This window comes from Pseudoglutamicibacter cumminsii (assembly GCF_003143995.1).
In the GTDB taxonomy this organism is placed as follows: Bacteria; Actinomycetota; Actinomycetes; order Actinomycetales; family Micrococcaceae; genus Pseudoglutamicibacter; species Pseudoglutamicibacter cumminsii_B.
This window is the reverse complement of record NZ_QFWG01000013.1, coordinates 19,872-39,425: the sequence shown is the minus strand read 5'-3', so window position 1 is coordinate 39,425 and position 19,554 is coordinate 19,872. Positions and strand designations below refer to the sequence as shown.

Below are 19,554 nucleotides of genomic sequence, written 5' to 3'. Positions count from 1 at the left end.
CTCCACGTTGCTAATTCTCGCCTGAGGCGGCCGATGGGGCACTGCTCTGCTGAGATGCGCTCAACTGCGGTGTGCTCTATTGCTGGTTGATGCCGGCGGCTTCAACCACTGCTGTATTGAGCGTAACTGTGTTGACGACCGGTTCCTGGAGAAAACCCAGGTGTGGCTGGGTCGTGTTGTCGGCTACGAGCTGCCGCACTTTTTCTTCAGTCAAACCGGTTTTGGAGGCTACGCGCTTGATCTGAAGGGCCGCGTACTCGGGGCTGATGTGCGGGTCCAAGCCGGAACCGCTTGCGGTGAGCGCGTCTGCGGGAATCGTTGCGGGGTCTATGTTGTCGCGGGCGGCGATCGCGGCGCGGCGGGTGGCTATCTGTTCCTTGAGCGTTTTCGAGGTCGACGCGAGGTTGGAGGCGCCGGAACTCATCGCGTCGTAGCCGTCGTCGCCGATGTTGGCGCTGTTTTCAGCGCCCGCTGCGGATGGCCGTGGGAAGAAGAGCCGCTCGTCTGTGACGGCTTGACCGATCAGTGAGGAACCGACGATCTCGCCTTGAGCGTTGCGTACCCAGGAGCCGTCGGCGTTGTTGGGCACGGCCCGGCCGATCGTCCACACGGCGGCAGGGTAGAGCACACCGAGTATGAGCGCGAGTACAACGATTGCCCGGAGTGAGGTCCATAGTGAGGTTGCGGCGCGTATAACTGTGTTGCGCATGATGATCCTTTCAATCCCGCCTGGCCTAGCTGCGTTATGTGGTGCGGGCAGGCCATGACTGAACCTTGGTGGGTTTAGAACCCTGGGATGAGGGAGACGATGAGGTCGATGAGTTTGATCCCGATGAACGGAACGATAAGCCCGCCGAGCCCGTAGATCAGCAGGTTGCGGCGCAACAGCTGATGTGAGGAAACGGGTTTGTAGTTCACGCCGCGCAGTGCGAGCGGGATGAGCGCGACGATGATGATCGCGTTGAAGATCACTGCGGAGAGGATCGCGGATTCCGGTGAGTTCAGCCCCATGATGTTGAGGGCTGAGAGGCCGGGGAACACGGTCATGAACATCGCGGGGATGATCGCGAAGTATTTCGCGGCATCGTTAGCGATCGAGAACGTGGTGAGCGCGCCTCGGGTCATGAGCAGCTGTTTACCGATTTCCACAATTTCGATGAGTTTGGTCGGGTCGGAATCGAGGTCCACCATGTTCGCGGCTTCTTTGGCGGCTTGCGTTCCGGTGTTCATGGCTACGCCGACGTCGGCTTGCGCGAGCGCTGGCGCGTCGTTGGTTCCGTCGCCGGACATCGCGACCATCGCGCCTTTTTCTTGTTCGCGGCGGATGAGGGCGAGTTTGTCTTCCGGTTTAGCTTCCGCGAGGTAGTCGTCTACGCCGGCTTCTTTAGCGATGGCGGCTGCGGTGAGCTTGTTGTCGCCGGTGATCATGACGGTGCGGATGCCCATGCTGCGTAGCGTGTCGAACCGTTCCTTCATGCCGGGCTTGAGGACGTCTTTGAGGTGGATGACGCCGAGGATGTTCGCGGCACCGGTGGTCTTGTTGTGTTCGGCGACTACGAGAGCGGTTCCGCCGTCGTTGGAGATGCGCTCGACGACGCTGGTTGTGTTAGCAGGGATGGTGCCGCCGAGGTTGGTAACCCATGTGATGACTTCGCTTGCCGCGCCTTTCATGATGAGGCGGTCTTCGATGCGTAGGCCGGACATGCGGGTTTCTGCGGTGAATGGGATGAACTCTGCGTTGATGTGTTCGCGTGCATCGATGGGTCCAAGACCCATCGTGTTTTCAACGTATTCGACGATCGAGCGGCCTTCTGGGGTTTCGTCGGCGAGGGATGACAACTGTGCTGCCCTCGCAGCAACCTGCGAGTCTGTGTTTCCGAGGCCCACCACATCGGCGGCTTGGCGGTTACCTACCGTGATGGTGCCGGTTTTATCTAGCAACAGGGTTGTGACGTCGCCGGCGGCTTCGACGGCGCGGCCGGACATCGCGAGGACGTTGCGGCCCACGAGGCGGTTCATGCCGGCGATGCCGATCGCAGAGAGCAACGCACCGATGGTGGTGGGGATGAGGCACACGAGGAGCGCGATCAAAACGAGCGGCGACTGCGGTGCTTCAGAGTAGTTCGCGATAGGCGCGAGCGAGAGCACCACGAGGAGGAAGATCACGGTGAGCACGGCAAGGAACATGTCGAGCGCGATTTCGCCGGGGGTTTTCTTCCGTTCGGCACCTTCAACGAGGTTGATGAGTTTGTCCATGAAGGTCTTGCCGGGTTCCGAGGTGATGACCACCTGGATGGTGTTGGAGAGGACCTTGGTGCCGCCGGTGACGGCGCTGCGGTCGCCGCCGGATTCTCGGATGACGGGCGCGGATTCGCCGGTGATCGCGGATTCGTCGACGGATGCTGCGCCTTTGATGACGTCGCCGTCGCCGGGGATGAGTTCACCAGCGGAGACGACGACGATGTCGCCGCGGCTGAGCTGGGAGGCCGGGATGGTTTCTTGCTCGCCGTCGCTGGTGAGGCGGCGGGCGGTCATGACGGTCTGGTTCTTTTTCAGCTGCTCGGCTTGGGCCTTGCCTCGGCCTTCAGCGAGGGCTTCGGCGAAGGTCGCGAACAGGATGGTGAAGAAGAGCCAGGCGGCTACGGAGAACGCGAAGATGCTCGGGTTGATGATCGCGAGGATCAGGGTTATGACGCAGCCGATTTCGACGATGAACATGACGGGGGTCTTGATCATCGTGAGGGGGTTGAGTTTGCGCAGGGCTACGGGGATGGCTGCGCGTAGTTGAGTGGGGTTCATGAGAGACCTTCCGCGAGTGGTCCCAGCGCGAGGACTGGGAGGAATGTCAGGCCGGTGACGATGTAGCTGGTGCCCACCATGACGCCTACGAAGAGTGGTTTGTGGGTTGGCAGGGTTCCTGCGGTTTCTGGTGTTGGTTTTTGGGCGGCCAGTGTGCCGGCGAGTGCCAGGACCAGGGCGATGGGGACGAACCGTCCGATGAGCATCGCGATGGCGATGGCGTAGTTGAGGTAAGGGGTGTCAGCGCTGAGGCCTGCGAAGGCGGAGCCGTTGTTGTTGGCGCCGGATGTGAAGGCGTACAGGACTTCGGTGAGGCCATGCGGGCCAGCGTTGAGGATTGATTCGCGTACCCCTGGCAACACCATGGAGATGCCGACGCCGGTGAGGACGGTGACGGGGACGACGAGGGTGTAGCCGGCGATGAGTTTGATTTCTTTGACGCCGATCTTTTTGCCGAGGTATTCGGGGCTGCGGCCCACCATGAGGCCGGAGATGAACACTGCGAGCATCGCGATAATGAGCATCCCGTAGAGGCCTGATCCGACGCCGCCGGGAGCGATTTCGCCGAGCAACATGTTGAGAGTCAGGATGCCACCGCCGAACGCTGAGTAGCTTGAGTGGAATGAGTCCACGGCGCCGGTTGAGGTGAGGGTTGTGGCGGTTGCGAAGAACGCGGACGGGATGATTCCGAGCCGGGTTTCGCGGCCTTCCATCGCGGCGCCTGCGGTGGTGATGGCTGAGTCTTTGTTGGCGAGTTCAGACCAGATGAGCAGGCAGAGGGAGATCGTGAAGATCGTGGTCATTGCGGCGAGTACAGCCCAGCCGTGTTTCTTGGATCCGACCATGATGCCGTAGGTGCGGGTGAGGCATGTAGGGATGAGCAGGATCAGGAAGATTTCGAGCAGGTTGGTCCACCCGGTGGGGTTTTCGAAGGGGTGGGCGGAGTTGGCGTTGAAGTAGCCGCCGCCGTTGGTGCCGAGCTCTTTGATGGCTTCTTGGCTTGCGAGGGCGCCACCGGGGATGGTTTGAGTTCCGCCGGTGAGCGTTGTGATGGTGGTGGGGCCGTTGAGGTTTTGGATGGCTCCGCCGATGAGGAGCAGGGTTGCACCGATGAGGGCGATCGGTAGGAGGATGCGCAGGCAGCCGCGGACGAGGTCAACCCAGAAGTTGCCGAGTTCTGGGTGGCCGTTGCGGTGCGCGATGCCCCGGACGAGGGCGACGGCTACTGCCATGCCGACGGCGGCAGAGACGAAGTTTTGGAGGTTCTGGCCTAGCAGCTGGGTTAGCTGGCTCATGGCGGTTTCGCCTGAGTATGACTGCCAGTTGGTGTTGGTGGTGAAGGAGACTGCGGTGTTCCATGCTTGGTCTGTGTGGACGGGCCCTACTCCGTGTCCGAGGGGGAGGAGGTGTTGGGTGCGTTGCAGCAGGTAGAGCATGAAGATGGAGATCGCGGAGAATGCGAGCACGTTGCGGAGGTAGACCCGCCATGGGTGCTGTGATTCTGGGTTGATTCCGAATGCTTTGTATATGCCTTTTTCTACCGCGACGTGGCGGGGTGATGTGTAGGCGTGCGCCATGTATGCCCCGAATGGGCGATAACACAGCGCGAGTGCGGCGAGCACTATGGCGATCTGTAGATAGCCGATCACGGCTGCTCCCTTGAGTAGTGATGAATTGCGTTGGTGATGAATGGGTGGTGACGAATTGCTTCTGGTGTCCACTCAACGCCTGGTTGGGGAGGGGAGCATGGTGCCTTGACGGATTTTTAACGGTGCACGTCAAGAATTAGCGGAATCGTAACGCGGGGCAGTTTCGGGGTACGGGCGGTCATAGGGGAAGGCAGGAGTTCATGAATCCGGTCCGTCCGCCTAGGACGAGGTGCACATCACTTTGCTGATGGCACTTAAAGCACCGTGGAGGTTGGGTATGGCTAAGCCGAAGATGCAGGAGCATTTGGAAACCTGCGTCCGGATCCGTCGAAGGGCCGTGACGTTAAACACCGTGACGTTAAACAGAAGTCGCCGGGTGAGTTGGATCCGGCGGTTGAGAAGCAGACAGTTCAGGTGCGTTGGGGTGGGCTCGCGCTCGGTGTGGTGTTGAGTTTGCTGACGTATTTCATCCTTCCGGTGGCGACTCCTCCGAACGCCAATATTGGTTGCGGGACCGCTTTTGATGTTGTGGTTGCGGTCACGGTAGTGTGAAGGGTTCGTTCATCGAAAAGAAAGACCAGAACATGGTTGCCGAGACCTCCGGCGAAGCAACATACGGTACATCGCTCACCAAAGCGGAGCCGTACGGTACAGAACAGATCCCCGATGTAGAGAGGCACGGCAGCCCGCGAAGCCAGTTCACACTCTGGTTTGCCGCGAATATGGTGCTCGCGGTCATGGTGTCCGGTTTCTTCTCGGCGCACTTCGGCTTGTCGGTGGTGCAGGGCCTCACCGCGGTCGCCGCCGGAACGTTGTGCGGTGTTCTTGTGATGGGGTTGCTGGCCGGTATTGGTAGCAAGCTGGGTGTTCCGCAACAGGTGCAGGGCCGCGGTCCGATGGGTTTCTACGGGAACTACCTGCCGATCACCCTGCTCACTATCGTTTCCGCGATCGGGTGGACGGCCGTGAACACGGTGTTCGCGGTGATCGCGCTGCAAGTTTTGGTGGACATCAACTTTGCGCTCGCCGCGGCACTCATGTTCGCGGTGCAGGCGGTGTTCGCGGTGTGGGGCCACAACGTGGTGCACGTCGTGAATAAGGTGGCCACCGTTGTGCTGACGGTGTTGTTCTTGGTGATCTCTGTGCTTTCGATGCGGGAGGCTGACGTCACGCTTGCTTCCAACCCCGATGCGGGCAGCTACATGGGCCCGGTTGCGGGCTGGTTTACGTTCGCTGGTTTCTTTTTCGCGTACGTGATGACCTGGACTCCGTTTGCATCGGATTTCTCCCGGTATCTGCCTCGCCGCACCCCTCATTCGAAGGTTGTGCTCTACACCGCTGGCGGCAGCTTCCTCGCGTTGACCTGGCTGGGTAGCATCGGCGTGCTGGTTTCCAGTTTCGCGGGTGAGCTGGATGCGATCCCTGCGCTGGCGCAGTTGACGGGTTCGTGGGCACCGGTCGCGATGATCACGGTGGTGCTTTCCACGATCCCGGTGAGCGCGATGAACCTGTACGGCGGCGCATTGTCGCTCCTGACGTTGAAGGTTCCGGTGAGCCGTATTGTTGCGGTGGTCATCGTGGCCGTGGTGAGCCTCGGGATGACGCTGCTGATGCAGAAGGACCCGTACGGCGGTTTCTACAACTTCCTTTCGGTGCTCGCTTACTTAGTGGTCCCGTTCAGCACGGTGTTGCTGTTGGACTATTACTTGCGGATGCGTAAACCCGCCGTGGACAGCTCGGTGGAGTTGTATAACACTGGCCGCCGGTTCGAGTGGGGTTTCTTCGCGTGGATCGGCGGATGCCTGATATCGATGCTGTTTTGGGACACCGAGCTGCTGGTGGGGCCGTTCGCGGACCTGTCCCGTTCGGTGGGTGACCTTGGTTTCGTGGCTGGGATCCTCGGTGCCGGGGTCCTTTATATGCTGATGTATAAGTTGCCTGTGCCGACGGGCTTGTTGCGTACACGGAAGGCGGCGCGCCAGCAGGCAGAAGCTGAAGCGGCCGCTGAGGCTGACTCCGCAGCTGAAACTAAACCCGCCGTTGAAACCACACCCGCGGATGAAACTAAACCCGCCACTGAACTGGAAGGTTGAGGATTGATGACTACCGCATCGGATGCTTCTGTTCCGGCAACCCAGCCGCGCGCACCGCGGAAGGGGGCGCTGGTTTTTATTGATATGCAGAACATTTTCGCTGACCAGGATGGGCAGTGGGGTGTTTCGAATTATGCCGAGGTTGAGCAGGCGATGGCGCGGCTGCGTGAGCGGGATGGTTCGCCGGTGATTTGGACTCGCTTTGTGCGGGACCCGGAAGAGCATGGCGCGTGGGCTGACTATTACGACCGCTGGGACGAATGCCGCGCTGAGCCTGAATCCGCGGTGTGGGACCTGACCTCCCCGGTGTGCGAGGGCGACCAGGTGTTGTCGATGCCGACGTTCTCCAAGTGGGGCGAACAGCTCGCTGAAATGACCAAGGACTATGACCGCCTGGTGTTGGCGGGCGTGGCGACGGACTGCTGCGTGATCGGGACCGCGCTGGGTGCCGTGGACGCCGGCAAGTGGGTTACGGTGCTGACGGACGCGTGCGGCGGCGGAACCAAAGAAGTGCACGACCAGGCGATGGCGATCATGGACTGCTTCAACCCGATGCTCACGCTCATGACCGTGGACGAATACCTAAACTCGTAGGCGGACTGGAAACCGTAGCTGGAGAGGACGTGGCCATTGTGGCGGATGCACCGCGCTGGAAAACTGTGCTGTTCGATTTGGATGGGACGCTGATCAACACGATCCCGTTGATTGTGGCGACGTTCCACCGCACGTTTGAGCATTTCGGGGTGCAGGCCCCGGATGATGAGGTCATGAAGTCGTGGATCGGGTTGACTCTGGAGGACACGTTCCGCCCTGTCGCCGGTGAGGATGCCGCCGATGAGTGGGTTGCTGTGTACCGGAAGTTCAACCAAGAGATGCATGACGATGCGGTGGCCCCGTTCCCTGGCGTGGACCGGGTGTTGGCTGATCTTGAAGCGGCTGGTTGCACCGTGGGTGTTGTCACGGCGAAGCTGCCGGAGATGGCGCGGCGCGGCCTGCGGGTGTGTGGTTTGCCGGAGCTGAGCCCGCTGGTGGGTAACGGTGATGTTGAACGGCATAAACCGGCACCCGATCCGGTGTTGAAGGCGCTCGAGTTGGTGGGTGCAGAGCCGGTCGGCGGTGCGGGTGGCGCTGTTTATGTGGGGGATGCGCCTACCGATATTCAGGCGGGCAACGCCGCCGGCGTGGACACCGTGGGTGTGACGTGGGGCGCGGCAACGCGTGAACAGATCGATGCCGCGCACCCAGGTCAGGTCGCTACGAGCATGGCGGAGCTACACAAGATCCTCCTGCCGGGTGGTTGACGCACGCCGGCTGAGGCGGGTGCAGGTAGAAGCGTGGAACGGGTGCGTCCGAAGCCGCACCCGTTCCCTTTTTAAGCGCCGTGTTTAGGCGCTGTGTTTAGGCGCTGTAGAGCGGTGGGACTGCGCGGTCTGTGCGTTCCAGAATGAACCAGTAGTTGCCGCTTTCGGCCGCCCGCTGTTGTTGCGCATCGAGCGGTTGGAACTCGTCTTCGTCGACAACGCTGTGCACCGTCCACAGCCCCTCGGCGGTGAAGAGATCGTGCCAGCCCGAGATCGACAAGGAGAGCTGAAGCAGGAGTTCATCGACGATGAGTTCGTCACCGTTCCAGACTCGTACTCGTTCAGTTTCGAGGTCGTAGCCGTCGCGGGGTTCCCGTTTCGCCAACTCCCAACGTACCGTGATGTTTTGGTATTCAGGGTTCTCGGCTGGGTCTCCGAAGCCTTCCCAATCGCCGTATTCACCGGGCTGGGGACGTTCGGTCAGGTCCGTGCCGAAGGAATCGAGGTGGATGAGGTACTTGCCGCCGGTGGTCACGCTCATCGCGGCGCGCCGCAGGTGGGCGGCGACCAGTTCCGGGGTGGGCAGGCACCGTACGGTGTTGAGCGCGGAGAAAGCCCCCGGGTATGTGGGCAGGAGCGCGACCTCGGTGAGGTCGCCGAGGATCAGGCGCGGCGTGTGTTTCGTTTTCCGTTCGGCCGCTGCCTCGCTGAGGTGGATGAGGGCGTCGCTTGAGGAGTCGATGCCGTCCACTTCGTAGCCGCGCTCCAGCAACGGAAGCAACACGCGGCCCGAACCGCAGCCGAATTCTACGAGCCGGTCAGCGTTGGTGGTGGAGGTGATGAAGTCGAGTTCTTCGCTCGCGTCCCAGCCGAAGATGTTGTCGTAGAGCACCGGGTTATCGAACAGCCGGCCGCCGGGCGCCTCATAGTTTTCGGCGTCACTTGGCGGTTCAGTGGAGTGAGCCACCATCTTGGCGACCTTCTCGTGTGGGCACGCCGACTGTGCGCGTGACTGGGCGCCGGCGGCGTCGTGGTCCAAAGTGACCTTGGGTGTCCAGGTGCCCTGAGGGGTTTCAATGATCATGGAATCTCCTCGGGTGATGTGCTGAATCCTTGCACTAGAGAATAAGCTCTTCGACCCACTAGAAGCTAGGCCAGATCAGGCCGTGCCAGAGCAGGCCAGGCCAGAGCAGGCCAGGCCGGGGCTGGCCAGGAGGTCGGGTGCATCGACTAGGCGGTGTTTGGTTGGCTGCCGGGAAGTGAAACCTAAGGCTCGGAGGTAAAAACCGGATCAATGAAGTGGGCAACGAGCGTGACTTGGTCGTCGAGTTCGGCTTCGCATGCGTGCTCGAGGTGCTCCTTTCGACGCCAGGCAGCCCACTTGGACTGGCTGACAGCGCCGTAGCCTTTCAGATGTGGACCGACGGGTTCAAGGGAGACGCCGCGGTACTGAGCGACGGCTTCGGCCGATCGCCGTAGTTCTTGTGGGTCGAACCCTTGCCTGCAGAGTTGGACGATGTCGACGTAGTCGCGCCACCGCGTACTAGTGATGCCTCTTTCCAATATAGTGACTGCTTTCTCAGCGATTGTTGTCTCGGCGGCGTAACCCAGCAGCTGTAGCGGTTCACCGAGTAACCGATCGATTGTCACGAGCTGCGGTGGGGGAATGATGGGATCCCCAGTTGAAACATCCCATGCCGAGGTGCCTTTCCATGGCCCGATGGATGCTTTCACACGTACTCGATAGCCGGGATAGGTGGGATGTTCTCGGATCTCCTGAACTGTGATGCTCGCGATGTCGAATATAACCCCGTCATCAGCGGACTGCTGGGCGAGGTCGGCGACAACGAGGCCGAGGTGCTGTGGAGTCACGTCTGCGTTGATGGCGTTAGCGTCCGCATCCTTTGTGGGACGGCGGACGCCATACGCTGCGAGCAGGATTCCTCCCTTGAGTACGAAGTCGTCTCCGTGTCCGCTACGCCCCAATCGGTCAAGGAATGACTCATGGAGGTGGCGAATCATATATTCCTGAGTGGGAGTCGGCGCTCCTGTTTTGCTCGCTGTCGAACGAGCTTTGGCTTGGAGGGTGTGGAAGACATCGTCGCCATGTGTCATGTCAGCAGCTCCAGGGCTTGGAGGAGTGGGGTCTTGGCCCGGGGGAGTTGCAGGGCGATCTGCATCAGGGTGTTGGGTTTGCCGCCGCGACGCAACCATTCTTTGAGGGCGTCTCGCGCGGTCTCGTAGCCGAGCTGGCCGCGCAGTCGGAAAGCGTCAGTGATGCACCGTTCAGGGGAATAGAGTCCGATCCGCAGGTCTGTACCTTCGATAGGTATTTCTTCGCGGCCGAGGTCGAAGGTTTCGGCGTCGAACTGGTGCCATGTGATCGCCTGCTCGGTTGTGGGGGAGCGGGTGCCGCGGGGGATCGCGATGTTGAGCGTGTCAGGGATCGCGTCAGTTAAGTCATGGTAGGCGAGTGCAGAAGTGAGACAGATCGTCGACTCGGGGCGTCGGGTTGCAGCTTCGATCATGCCCCAGTCGGCGACTGGCGCGTCCTCGGGAAGGTAGATCCCGCGTGCGACCCACGTCATGGCGCCAGATTCTGCGGCCCGGTAGAGCCCGGCGCGGGACAGGCCCGCGCGGGCGGCGGTAGATGGGGTGATCGGACGCATGCGTTCACCTCCAGTACGTGAAACAAAGCGCTTACAGATAATTATATCTGTTGACGTTTAGTTCCGCTACGAGCTGTAGGTTGTGGCGTAGGTTAGATGGTGTCACCGCGGGTTGGCTGCGGTGTATTTCAAGAGCCTGAAGGATATGGCCACACCGAGGTCGATTGAGCTGTTCCTCGCCGAGGGGACCCCGGGCGGGCTGATCACCGCGGAGATTTCCGGGTGGACCGGCAAAATTATCGCCGCCCCGCGGCAGTCCTTGACTGCTTGCAGTGTGGCTACTGTGTAGGTGTCTCGGGGTTATCGATCGCGCCCGATGGCGCGGGTGACTTCCGCTGCCGGGCGCGGCTGAATCAGGTGTACATTGGCGCCGGACCAGTGTGGTGCCATCCCTGGGGTGCCGCTTTTCGCGGCCGCGGCAGACAGCACTTTATTCGCCGAGTAGGCGACGGGGAAGACCGGCGGAGTTGGCGCATCGGGCGCTTGAGCGAAGTCCATGAACGCGGTAGAGAGTCCGCGGGCTGGCCGCCCCGAGAACACGCGCGTCAAGTGAGTCTCAGCGCCGCCACCAGCGCGCTGAGCGGTCTGCGCGGCCTGCACCAGAGCATCGCGGTAGGAGTCTTTGGCCATGGATTCAGGGGTCGTGATGAGTGCGGTGCCGGCCTGCACGGCGGCTGCCCCGAGGCTGAACATGTGTTCGGCGTGCTCGCGGGTCATGATGCCGCCCGCTGCGACCACCGGCAGCTGTGTTGTTGAGGCGATCTGCTCAACGAGGGCCGCGGTAGGGGTCTGTTCATCGGAACCGTTCTCGTTGAAGATGCCCCGGTGACCGCCGGCTTCGATCCCCTGGGCGATGACCGCATCCAGGCCCGCTTCCTCGATCACGCGCTCCTCTTCAGGGTTAGTGGCTGAGGCCATCAACAGGATTCCGGCGTCGTGCAGGGCGTTGATGGTGGCGGCGTCTGGGACACCGAAGTGGAAGCTAACAACGGCGGGCTTTTCCTCCAGGAGTAGCTGGAGCATCGCGGTATCGCCGAGGAACGAGTCATAGGACGGGCTGAGTTCTGCTGGTGGCTGGGTGTCGAGTGAGTCGAAGAGCGGGGTCAGATAGTCGATCCATGCGGATTCGACGGCGGGGTCCCGGTGGGGTTCGGCGTGGCAGAAGAAGTTCAGATTGAACGGCCGGGTGGTGAGGGTTTTGAGTTCGCGGACGGCCTCGCGAACCTGGTCAACACTCTTACCCGCCAAACCAAGAGAACCGAGCCCTCCGGCATTGCTGACGGCCGCGGCGAGCTGCGGGGTAGAGGTGCCGGCCATCGGCGCGCCGACGAACGGCAGATCGATTCCGGTGAGGTCGGTGAAGGCGCTCGGGTTTCGCATCGGGGGCTCCTCGGTGTATCGCTGGGTGTTGGATGTTTCCACTGTGCCACGTGGGGAGGATCATCGGTGGGCGGTGGGCCGTGGATGGGCAAAACTTCGCAATATTGTCAGGTACTGCGGGTGCCGCTGCGGGTGACGTAAGTTAGATCTAATTGTTCTTTAGAACCAGGGACCTTATAGGGTCGTTCGCCGCGGGCTGGCCGCGCTTCGTGTTTCAGGAGTCTGAACGTTTTGGCGACACCGATGAGTGATGAGTTTGTAGACCCTCTCTTGGTAGGTCTGCGCGAAGACCTGGTGACCAGGGACCTGCGGCGTGCCCTGGATGCGACCGCCCTTGAAACGCAGATTGGCAAGGTTGACAGGGCCGACTTCCCGCACGTCGCGGCCCGCTTCGTTGCGGAACGCCTCGAACAAGAGCTCCAGCAGATCAGCGGCGAAGAAGAACGCATCGATTTCGTGAACAGGCTTCTGGCCACCATGAGTTCCGTGAGCCTCGGCGAGCACATCGAGGGGCCTAAACCCCAGCAACTGTTGAGCACCGCGAAACCACCTCACAAGGCGCCGCAGTCGCCGTCGATCCCGATCTCCGAAGTCGCGCTACTGACCAACGCGCAAGGCGACCCCCGCCTTGGCCCGGAGCTTAAAACTGAAATGCTCAGCGCTGACGCCGTCGATGTGGTGATGTCTTTCGTTCGCTGGTCCGGCATCCGCCTGATCGCTCAGGAACTTCAAGAGCTCAACCGGCGCGGAGTCCCGGTCCGTCTCCTCACCACCACCTATATGGGTGCAACCGAGAAACGCGCCCTGGACTATCTGGTGAATGAGTGCGGCGCCGAAGTCCGCATCAGCTACGACACCCAAACCACCCGCCTGCACGCCAAAGCGTGGGTCTTCCGCCGCAACACCGGCTTCCACACCGGCTACATCGGAAGCTCCAACCTCAGCAAAGCGGCGATGGTGGACGGGCTCGAATGGAACGTGCGGGTTTCCAACATCCAGACCCCAGCGCTGGTCGAAAAGTTCGAGGCCACGTTTGAAAGCTATTGGCAGTCGCCGATCTTCGAACCCTACATCCCTGAAAAGGATGGGGAACGGCTCCAGCAAGCACTCAACAACGGCGCCGCGGACAAGGTTCCGGACTCGCTGTTGGCCACGAACCTGGATGTTCGCCCGTACCCGCACCAGGCGATCATCCTGGACGACCTCCAACACGAACGCGAAGTCCTCAACCGGCACCGCAACCTCGTGGTTGCGGCCACCGGTACCGGCAAAACCGTGATCGCTGCACTGGACTACCGCCGCCTGTGCGAAAACACCAAGGGCCCACGACCCCGGCTGCTGTTCGTTGCGCATCGTCGTGAAATCCTGGAGCAATCCCTGCGGACCTTCCGTGACGTTCTCGGCGACGGCTCTTTCGGCGAGCTGTTGGGCGGGAACTACCGGCCTACCAAGTGGGACCACGTGTTCGCATCCATCCAGACCCTGTCGCAGGAAGCGGTCTTTACCAAGCTGGACCGCGATCACTTCGATGTGGTGATCATCGACGAATTCCACCACAGTGCCGGCGCCACGTACGAACGCGTCATCCAGCATTTCGATGGGTGCAAAGAGTTCCTGGGGTTGACCGCGACTCCTGAGCGGATGGACGGCCAGAACATCGTGGGCCAATACTTTGACGGCCGGATCGCGAGCGAACTCCGACTCTGGACGGCGTTGGACAACGACCTTCTGGTTCCTTTCCACTACTTCGGCATCGCCGATGGCGTGGACCTATCCGGCGCCCAGTTCACTGCCGGCGGCTACAGGGTTGCGGACCTGGACCGTCTCTATACCGGCAACGATCAGCGAGCCAAGAAAATCATTCAAGCCACCCGCGAGATCGTGACCGACACCAGCAACATGAAAGCCCTCGGCTTCTGCGTCTCTGTTGACCACGCCAACTACATGGCCGAGGTTTTCAACCAGGCCGGCATCCCATCGGGCGTTGTCACGGGCAAGACCTCGCGCGAGGACCGCGACCAAGCGATCAAACAGCTCGCCACAGGCGAGTTGAGCTGCCTCATGGCGGTCGATGTTTTCAACGAGGGCTTCGACCTGCCAGCTATTGACACGGTCCTGATGATGCGGCCCACCCAGTCTGCGACCATCTTCATCCAGCAGCTGGGCCGCGGCCTGCGCCGAGCGAAAGACAAGAGCGTCCTGACGGTCCTGGATTTTGTGGGTCACCAGCACAAGAACTTCCGCTTCGATATCAAGCTGCACGCACTCACCGGTCAGGACCGGAAACAGTTGCAACGTTCTGCGGAGCATAATTTCCCGATGCTGCCGGCGGGGTGTCAGATTGTGCTCGATGAGGTCACGCAGAAGGAGGTTGTCGCTAACCTTCGGAGCCAGGTGACGATGAGCACCAAGGACTTCCTGGCGGATGTGCGCCAGATGAGCACGGCGGCTGAGGTGAAAGCCGGCCTGCACCTCAAGGACTATTTGGAGCGGTCCGATCGCGACCTGCCGTCGGTATATAATCCGGGAGCGACCCGCATATACCTCGGCGATAAAGGACCGAACGCGTGGGTTCAATATGAAGCATGGGCGAATGGGCGGAGCTCGTTCCGTCCGACCGAAGCCGAAAGCAAGCTGCTGCAGCGGGCTAACAAGTTTGTGCATGTGGACGACCCGGTCCGTTTTGAGGGATATCTGCGCGTATTGAACAGCGGCAAGGTCACGCCTGAGTTGCTGCAGGATCCTGTTGCGTTGATGCTGTACTACTCGTTCTGGCCGACGGGTCATGAGAATGGGGTTGCAGCTGGGCTGACGGAGCTTCTGAACGCCCGGTTCGTGAGGGACGAGCTGGCGCAGATCATGCAGTTCCGCGAAGTGGTTTCGAGGGCTGTTCCTCGGCCGTTGTCGGGCGGGCTTGAGACCCAGCCGATCAGAAGTCACGCGACCTATTCGCGTGAGGAGCTGCTTGCGGGTCTGGGTGTGGGGTCGCTGAACTCGGAGAAACCCGGCAGTATCCGCGAGGGCGTGAAATGGGTTCCGGAATTGCAGACGGATATTTTGCTGGTGACGTTGAAGAAATCGGAGGCCGATTATTCGCCGACTACGATGTATCACGACTACGCGCTGACGGACACGCTGTTCCACTGGGAATCGCAAAGCGTCACGCGGGAAGGTTCGCCTACCGGGCAGCGGTACATCAACCACGAATCGGAAGGCTCGAACGTGGTGCTGTTCGTGCGTAAGGCGAAGAACGGTGAGATCGGAACGGAACCGTACACGTGCCTCGGTAACGCCCGCTATGTGAAGCATTCAGGGGAGAAACCGATGCAGATCACTTGGGAACTTGAACGCCCGATGCCGGCGAGCTTGTTCGATATCGCTCGCGCGGCTCGGTAGGTAGTAGCGGCGGGCCGCTACATCTTCATGGCCCGCCGCTATCCCTCCAGGTAGATTCAGAGCATGGACCTGCATGAGTTTGCTGCACCGTTCGCCGAACACCTTGGCGCGTGGAGCGGCTCCGGCCGCGGCTACTATCCCACCATCGACGGCTTCGAATACAACGAAACCCTGACCTTCACCGGCGTACCCGGCAAGCCGTTCGTCAAGGTCGAACAGAAAACCACATCGCCCGGCGGGGCGCCCATGCACGTGGAAACCGGATACCTCCGCTTCAGCGCCACCGACCACGTCGAACTGATCCTCGCGCAACCCACCGGACAAACCGAACTGCTCGAAGGCACCTACAACCCCACGAACGGGACGCTCGAGCTCACCGAATCCCGCATCGTGAACTCCAGCACCGCGAAAACCGTCAACCAAACCAAGCGGTTCTACACGTTCAACGGCAGCCAGCTCACCACCGCGTTCCACATGGCCGCGGTCGGCGAAGCCATGACGCAACACCTCGAAAGCACGCTGCACCGTACTGAAGCGGACCGCGGCGCAGCACACGCATAAGATAGCCCCGTGCCCATCACCCGCTCCATCCACGAAACCGCCGCCGCGCACCCCACGTGGCCCGCGATCACGAGCGAAAACTGTGCGCTCACCTACCGCGAGCTAGTGGACGAAAGCCCTCGCATCATCGCGGCCGCTAACTGGCTGCACCGCAAAGTCCGGTTGGAAACACCGCCGACGACAGGGTCGGCTGGGTCTGTAGGTCCGGCTGCGGTAGCGCGGCCGGTGACCGCGGTGTGCACCACATCGGCGTTTGAGGCGGCACGGATTATGGCGGCGCTCGCTGGCTCCGAACATGTTTTCGCGGCGATTGACCCGCGGTGGCCGGTCGAGCATCAGCGCAACATCGTGCGGGCGGCGGGGATCGGCGTGGTGATCGTCGATGGCGGGCAAGCCGCCGCAACCCTCCGTGAAGCCCTGGATGAAGAGTGCGGCGAGGACTGGGGCGGGATCGTCTGCACGATCACAGAGTTCCGGAACCTCGAGCACGCGGTTGATGCTGAATCGGATGCCGCCTGGGACGGCGCCGCGGGGGAAGTGCCGGGCGACCGCCCCGACGCTTCCCGTCCCGATGACGAACCTTTCCTCATGCTGTTCTCCTCCGGAACCACAGCCGCGCCGAAAGCGTTCCTGAAAACCCGCGGGCAATACCGGGCGAACCTCGAGGTCTCGAAACGGCACCTCGGAGTGGGGCCTGAAGACGGATACGTACCGAAGGGCGAGCTCGGGTCGCGCCTCCGGGTGGGGCCGCGCGTGGTCACGTTCGCGCCGGGACCGTTCGCTTACTCACTCACCCTCTACGCCGCCGTGGAAGCGTTTGCGACCGGCGGCACCATCCACCTTTCCAACAGCCACACCGACGGATTGGCGCTCGCCGACCTGGGGGAGCGGGTAGCGCGCGAAAGGATCACCCGAATCGTCACCGTTCCAGCGATGCTACGCGGCATCATCACCCAAGCCACCCGCACCCCGAAACTGTTTGCGCGGCTGGAGCTGATCGTTGTGGGCGGCGCCGACCTCCCCGAAAACCTCCGCCACGAACTCACCGCCGTGCTCCCGAACACCGAACTCATCAGCTATTACGGCGCCGCGGAAATCGGGTTCATCGGGCAAGGAATACCTAGCCACCCCGGATGGCACGAGGTCTATGACGGGGTCGACGTGCAGATCCGCGACGAGAACGGCGCGCCCGTGCGTGACGCTGAACGGGGCGGGAACAGTGAGCTGGGTTCTTCTGATCTAGGCACGATCTGGGTGCGTGCCGCATCGGCCTCGGACGGATACGTAATCGGCGGCGCCCACCTGCTGGATGAGCGCGGCTGGGCGAGCGTCGGCGACCAAGGCCGCGTGCGCATCGTGAACGGCCGGCGACAGGTCCAGGTGGTGGGCCGTGCGGGCGACATCATCAACACCGGCGGACACAAAGTCGCGCTCCCGGAAGTCACCCGCGCCTACGCCGACCTGACCGTGGACGGCCAAGCGTTCGATGCGGTTGCGGTCGGGTTGCCGGATGCGACGCTGGGTACGGTGCTCGCGCTCGCCGTCGAAGACTTCGGGGTGGGACTGAACGGCAGTGCGTTGGGCGGCACCCGCGTCAACCCCCTCCTGACCAAGGCCGCGTTGCGTGAGTGGGGCCGGGAGCGGCTGGCGCCGCAGTTCGTTCCGGCGCAGTACTACGTGGTGTCGCGGCTGCCGCGAACGGTGGGCGGCAAAATCAAGACCACCGAACTCGCCGAACTGCTTCGCTCCAGCACGACCGCCCGAACGAACGGTGAAGGGGTACAACGCTTGTGACGCACGAGAAAGTTACGATCACCGGCCTCGGCGCGATCACCCCGAGCGGGCTGACCGTCCCTGAGGTGCGGGACTCCGTCGTCAACGGCCGTAGCGGCATCCGCGTTCTGGAGGGCGAGGAGTTCGAAACCCCGCACGCCCGTGAACTCGGGGTGCGCATCGGCGGGCAGGTCCGCGGCTTCAACCGCGAAGACTACGTGGACCGGCAGCTCGCGCGCCGGCTCGACGACATGCACGTGTGGGCCATCGCCGCCGCTGACCAGGCGCTCACCCAGGCCGGGATTCACTTGCCCGGCTCCGGCGAACCAAACGTCGCCTTGCCGTGGGATCCATCGCGGGTCATGGTCGTGGTGGCGACCGGCTCAGGGCCGTTGCGGCCGCATCATCAGGCGGCGCTCGCGTTCGAACAACGCGGGCAACGCGGCGTCCCGTTGAGCCTCACGATGCACGGCGCCCCCGATGCTCCTGCCGCACTCATCAGCCAGCGGTACGGGGTCACGGGGCCGGCTCGTGCGGTTTCGGCGACGTGTGCTTCCGGTGCCGTCGCGCTGGGGGAGGCGATGCGCGCGCTACGTCACGGGTATGCGGACGCCGCGATCGTGGTCGGTGTGGAGGACTGCGTGAACCCGATCAACGTGTCCTCCAACGCGAACGTTCGGGCGCTCGCCGCGGGCTACGAAGATCACCCTGAGCTGGCCTCGCGCCCGTTTGACCGCCGCCGAACGGGGTTTGTGGTCTCCGCCGGTGCTGCCGCGGTGGTTCTGGAACGTGAAACCGTTGCCCGCGACCGCGGGGCACACGCGCTCGCGGAGCTCGCGGGCTACGGTGCCTCTTCTGACGCCCACCACGCGACGGCGCCCCTGCCCGATGGTCGCGGTGCCGCCTCCGCGATGCGCGCGGCCCTCACTGACGCCGGGATTACACCGGAACAGTTCGCCACGGGCGCTCCCGATGGTGGCGCTATAGGTCACGTAAACGCGCACGGAACCGGGACGGTGGCAGGGGACGCGGCGGAGGCCGCTGCCCTCAACGCAGTGTTCGGCGGCGCAGGGCACCCAACCCACCTCCCGATCACCGCGACCAAGTCCTCGACCGGCCACCTGCTGGGTGCCGCGGGAGTCCTCGAGGCAGTGATCAGTGTGTGTTCGCTGCGGGAGGGGGTCATCCCACCGACCATCAACCTCGACGATCCAGCGTTCCCGGAGCTCGCCATCGTGCGCGAAGCGCGCCGCATGACCCCGGAAAGTAACACGGCGGTTTTGTCGAACTCGTTCGGCTTTGGTGGGCATAACGCGGCGATCCTCATCACCGCGGGCGAGTAGCCAACCCCCGCGGCGGCCCGCACCCCAGAACACCTGCAGCGCACGTCGTCGGCGCGCGTAACCTGCCGCGGCAACCCATTGAGGCGCACCCCGGCCAGGCGTAGAGTGCAACGACGCCGGGTTGGCTACCACCGGCGAGCAGCCGGTGGCCGGCGTGGACGGGAATGAGCCCGAACGCTTGCAGGAGAGTGAACCTCATGTCCGAATCCCGCATCGATTTTCTGTACCTGAATGAACCCGACATTATCGCCGCGGGGGTGACCGACATGGCGCGGTGCGTGGACGTGATGGAAGAGACACTCGTGCTACTGCGGCGCGGGGACTTCCGGATGGCGGGCGCGAACGCGATGTCGCACGGCGCGATGATCAGCTTCCCCAAAGAACCCGAGTTTGAGGACATGCCGGCCGACGGCCCCGACCGACGTTTCATGGCGATGCCCGCCTACCTGGGCGGCCGGTTGAGGACGTTGCGTGGGCGACTGAGGTGTACCGGAACGCTGTAGAGAAGGGGATCGGGACCAAGCTCAACCTGTGGGATGCGCCGAACTTGACGTGATCAAACCTGTGAATCAGCTTGTCCTATTCTTGTA

Annotated in this window: 16 protein-coding genes; 9 read left to right on the top strand and 7 right to left on the bottom strand. The window is 62.3% G+C overall.

Annotated features, from left to right (window positions below; all coding sequences use genetic code 11):
- Positions 1–76 precede the first annotated feature (76 nt).
- The 3 genes from kdpC to kdpA form a co-directional block, all read right to left on the bottom strand.
- Positions 77–709 (bottom strand): potassium-transporting ATPase subunit KdpC, encoded by a 633-nt coding sequence (gene kdpC / locus CAY35_RS08670; RefSeq protein ID WP_109304221.1) that lies wholly within the window; start codon positions 707–709, stop codon positions 77–79.
- 74 nt (positions 710–783) lie between these two features.
- Positions 784–2,799, bottom strand: a complete 2,016-nt coding sequence (gene kdpB / locus CAY35_RS08665; RefSeq protein WP_109304220.1) for a potassium-transporting ATPase subunit KdpB — start codon at positions 2,797–2,799, stop codon at positions 784–786.
- A complete protein-coding gene (gene kdpA / locus CAY35_RS08660) occupies positions 2,796–4,445 on the bottom strand; it encodes a potassium-transporting ATPase subunit KdpA (protein WP_109304236.1) in 1,650 nt (549 codons plus the stop codon). Before kdpA ends, kdpB begins: the two co-directional genes overlap by 4 nt.
- A 551-nt stretch (positions 4,446–4,996) precedes the next feature.
- On the opposite strand from kdpA, the gene CAY35_RS08655 reads away from it, so the two are divergent.
- From CAY35_RS08655 to CAY35_RS08645, 3 genes are read left to right on the top strand one after another with little or no spacing between them, the layout of a single operon-like run.
- A complete protein-coding gene (locus tag CAY35_RS08655; protein WP_219930471.1) occupies positions 4,997–6,541 on the top strand; it encodes a purine-cytosine permease family protein in 1,545 nt (514 codons plus the stop codon).
- A gap of 6 nt (positions 6,542–6,547) precedes the next feature.
- A complete protein-coding gene (locus CAY35_RS08650; protein ID WP_109304219.1) occupies positions 6,548–7,135 on the top strand; it encodes a cysteine hydrolase family protein in 588 nt (195 codons plus the stop codon).
- A 29-nt stretch (positions 7,136–7,164) separates the two neighbouring features.
- Complete coding sequence (locus CAY35_RS08645) at positions 7,165–7,842, top strand: HAD hydrolase-like protein (protein WP_181377546.1); 678 nt, start codon at positions 7,165–7,167, stop codon at positions 7,840–7,842.
- 97 nt (positions 7,843–7,939) lie between these two features.
- Here CAY35_RS08645 and CAY35_RS08640 read toward each other — a convergent pair whose 3' ends face one another.
- From CAY35_RS08640 to CAY35_RS08630, 3 genes are all read right to left on the bottom strand, one after another.
- The gene (locus CAY35_RS08640; RefSeq protein ID WP_109304217.1) at positions 7,940–8,926 is read right to left on the bottom strand and encodes a class I SAM-dependent methyltransferase; all 987 of its coding nucleotides are present in this window, start codon (positions 8,924–8,926) and stop codon (positions 7,940–7,942) included.
- Positions 8,927–9,108: 182 nt separating this feature from the next.
- Positions 9,109–9,864, bottom strand: a complete 756-nt coding sequence (locus CAY35_RS08635; protein WP_258265719.1) for a nucleotidyl transferase AbiEii/AbiGii toxin family protein — start codon at positions 9,862–9,864, stop codon at positions 9,109–9,111.
- 89 nt (positions 9,865–9,953) lie between these two features.
- The gene (locus CAY35_RS08630; protein WP_109304215.1) at positions 9,954–10,511 is read right to left on the bottom strand and encodes a type IV toxin-antitoxin system AbiEi family antitoxin domain-containing protein; all 558 of its coding nucleotides are present in this window, start codon (positions 10,509–10,511) and stop codon (positions 9,954–9,956) included.
- A 145-nt stretch (positions 10,512–10,656) separates the two neighbouring features.
- Between CAY35_RS08630 and CAY35_RS09650 the strand changes: the two genes are divergently transcribed.
- On the top strand, positions 10,657–10,800 hold the full coding sequence (locus CAY35_RS09650) for a hypothetical protein (protein ID WP_181377545.1): 144 nt from the start codon (positions 10,657–10,659) through the stop codon (positions 10,798–10,800).
- A gap of 11 nt (positions 10,801–10,811) precedes the next feature.
- Here the strand turns inward: CAY35_RS09650 and CAY35_RS08625 are convergent, their stop codons facing one another.
- Positions 10,812–11,891, bottom strand: coding sequence for an NAD(P)H-dependent flavin oxidoreductase (locus CAY35_RS08625; RefSeq protein WP_109304214.1), 1,080 nt, complete (start codon positions 11,889–11,891; stop codon positions 10,812–10,814).
- Positions 11,892–12,134: 243 nt separating this feature from the next.
- Here CAY35_RS08625 and CAY35_RS08620 point away from each other — a divergent pair, with 243 nt between their 5' ends.
- From CAY35_RS08620 to CAY35_RS08600, 5 genes are all read left to right on the top strand, one after another.
- Entirely contained in the window at positions 12,135–15,287 is a 3,153-nt protein-coding gene (locus CAY35_RS08620; protein WP_109304213.1) for a DUF3427 domain-containing protein, read from the top strand.
- A gap of 63 nt (positions 15,288–15,350) precedes the next feature.
- Positions 15,351–15,848 (top strand): FABP family protein, encoded by a 498-nt coding sequence (locus CAY35_RS08615; protein WP_109304212.1) that lies wholly within the window; start codon positions 15,351–15,353, stop codon positions 15,846–15,848.
- A 9-nt stretch (positions 15,849–15,857) separates the two neighbouring features.
- The gene (locus CAY35_RS08610; RefSeq protein ID WP_109304211.1) at positions 15,858–17,642 is read left to right on the top strand and encodes a class I adenylate-forming enzyme family protein; all 1,785 of its coding nucleotides are present in this window, start codon (positions 15,858–15,860) and stop codon (positions 17,640–17,642) included.
- Complete coding sequence (locus CAY35_RS08605) at positions 17,639–18,964, top strand: beta-ketoacyl-[acyl-carrier-protein] synthase family protein (RefSeq protein ID WP_109304210.1); 1,326 nt, start codon at positions 17,639–17,641, stop codon at positions 18,962–18,964. The genes CAY35_RS08610 and CAY35_RS08605 overlap by 4 nt, the downstream gene beginning before the upstream one ends.
- Before the next feature lie 197 nt (positions 18,965–19,161).
- Positions 19,162–19,467 (top strand): hypothetical protein, encoded by a 306-nt coding sequence (locus CAY35_RS08600; protein ID WP_258265718.1) that lies wholly within the window; start codon positions 19,162–19,164, stop codon positions 19,465–19,467.
- Positions 19,468–19,554 lie beyond the last annotated feature (87 nt).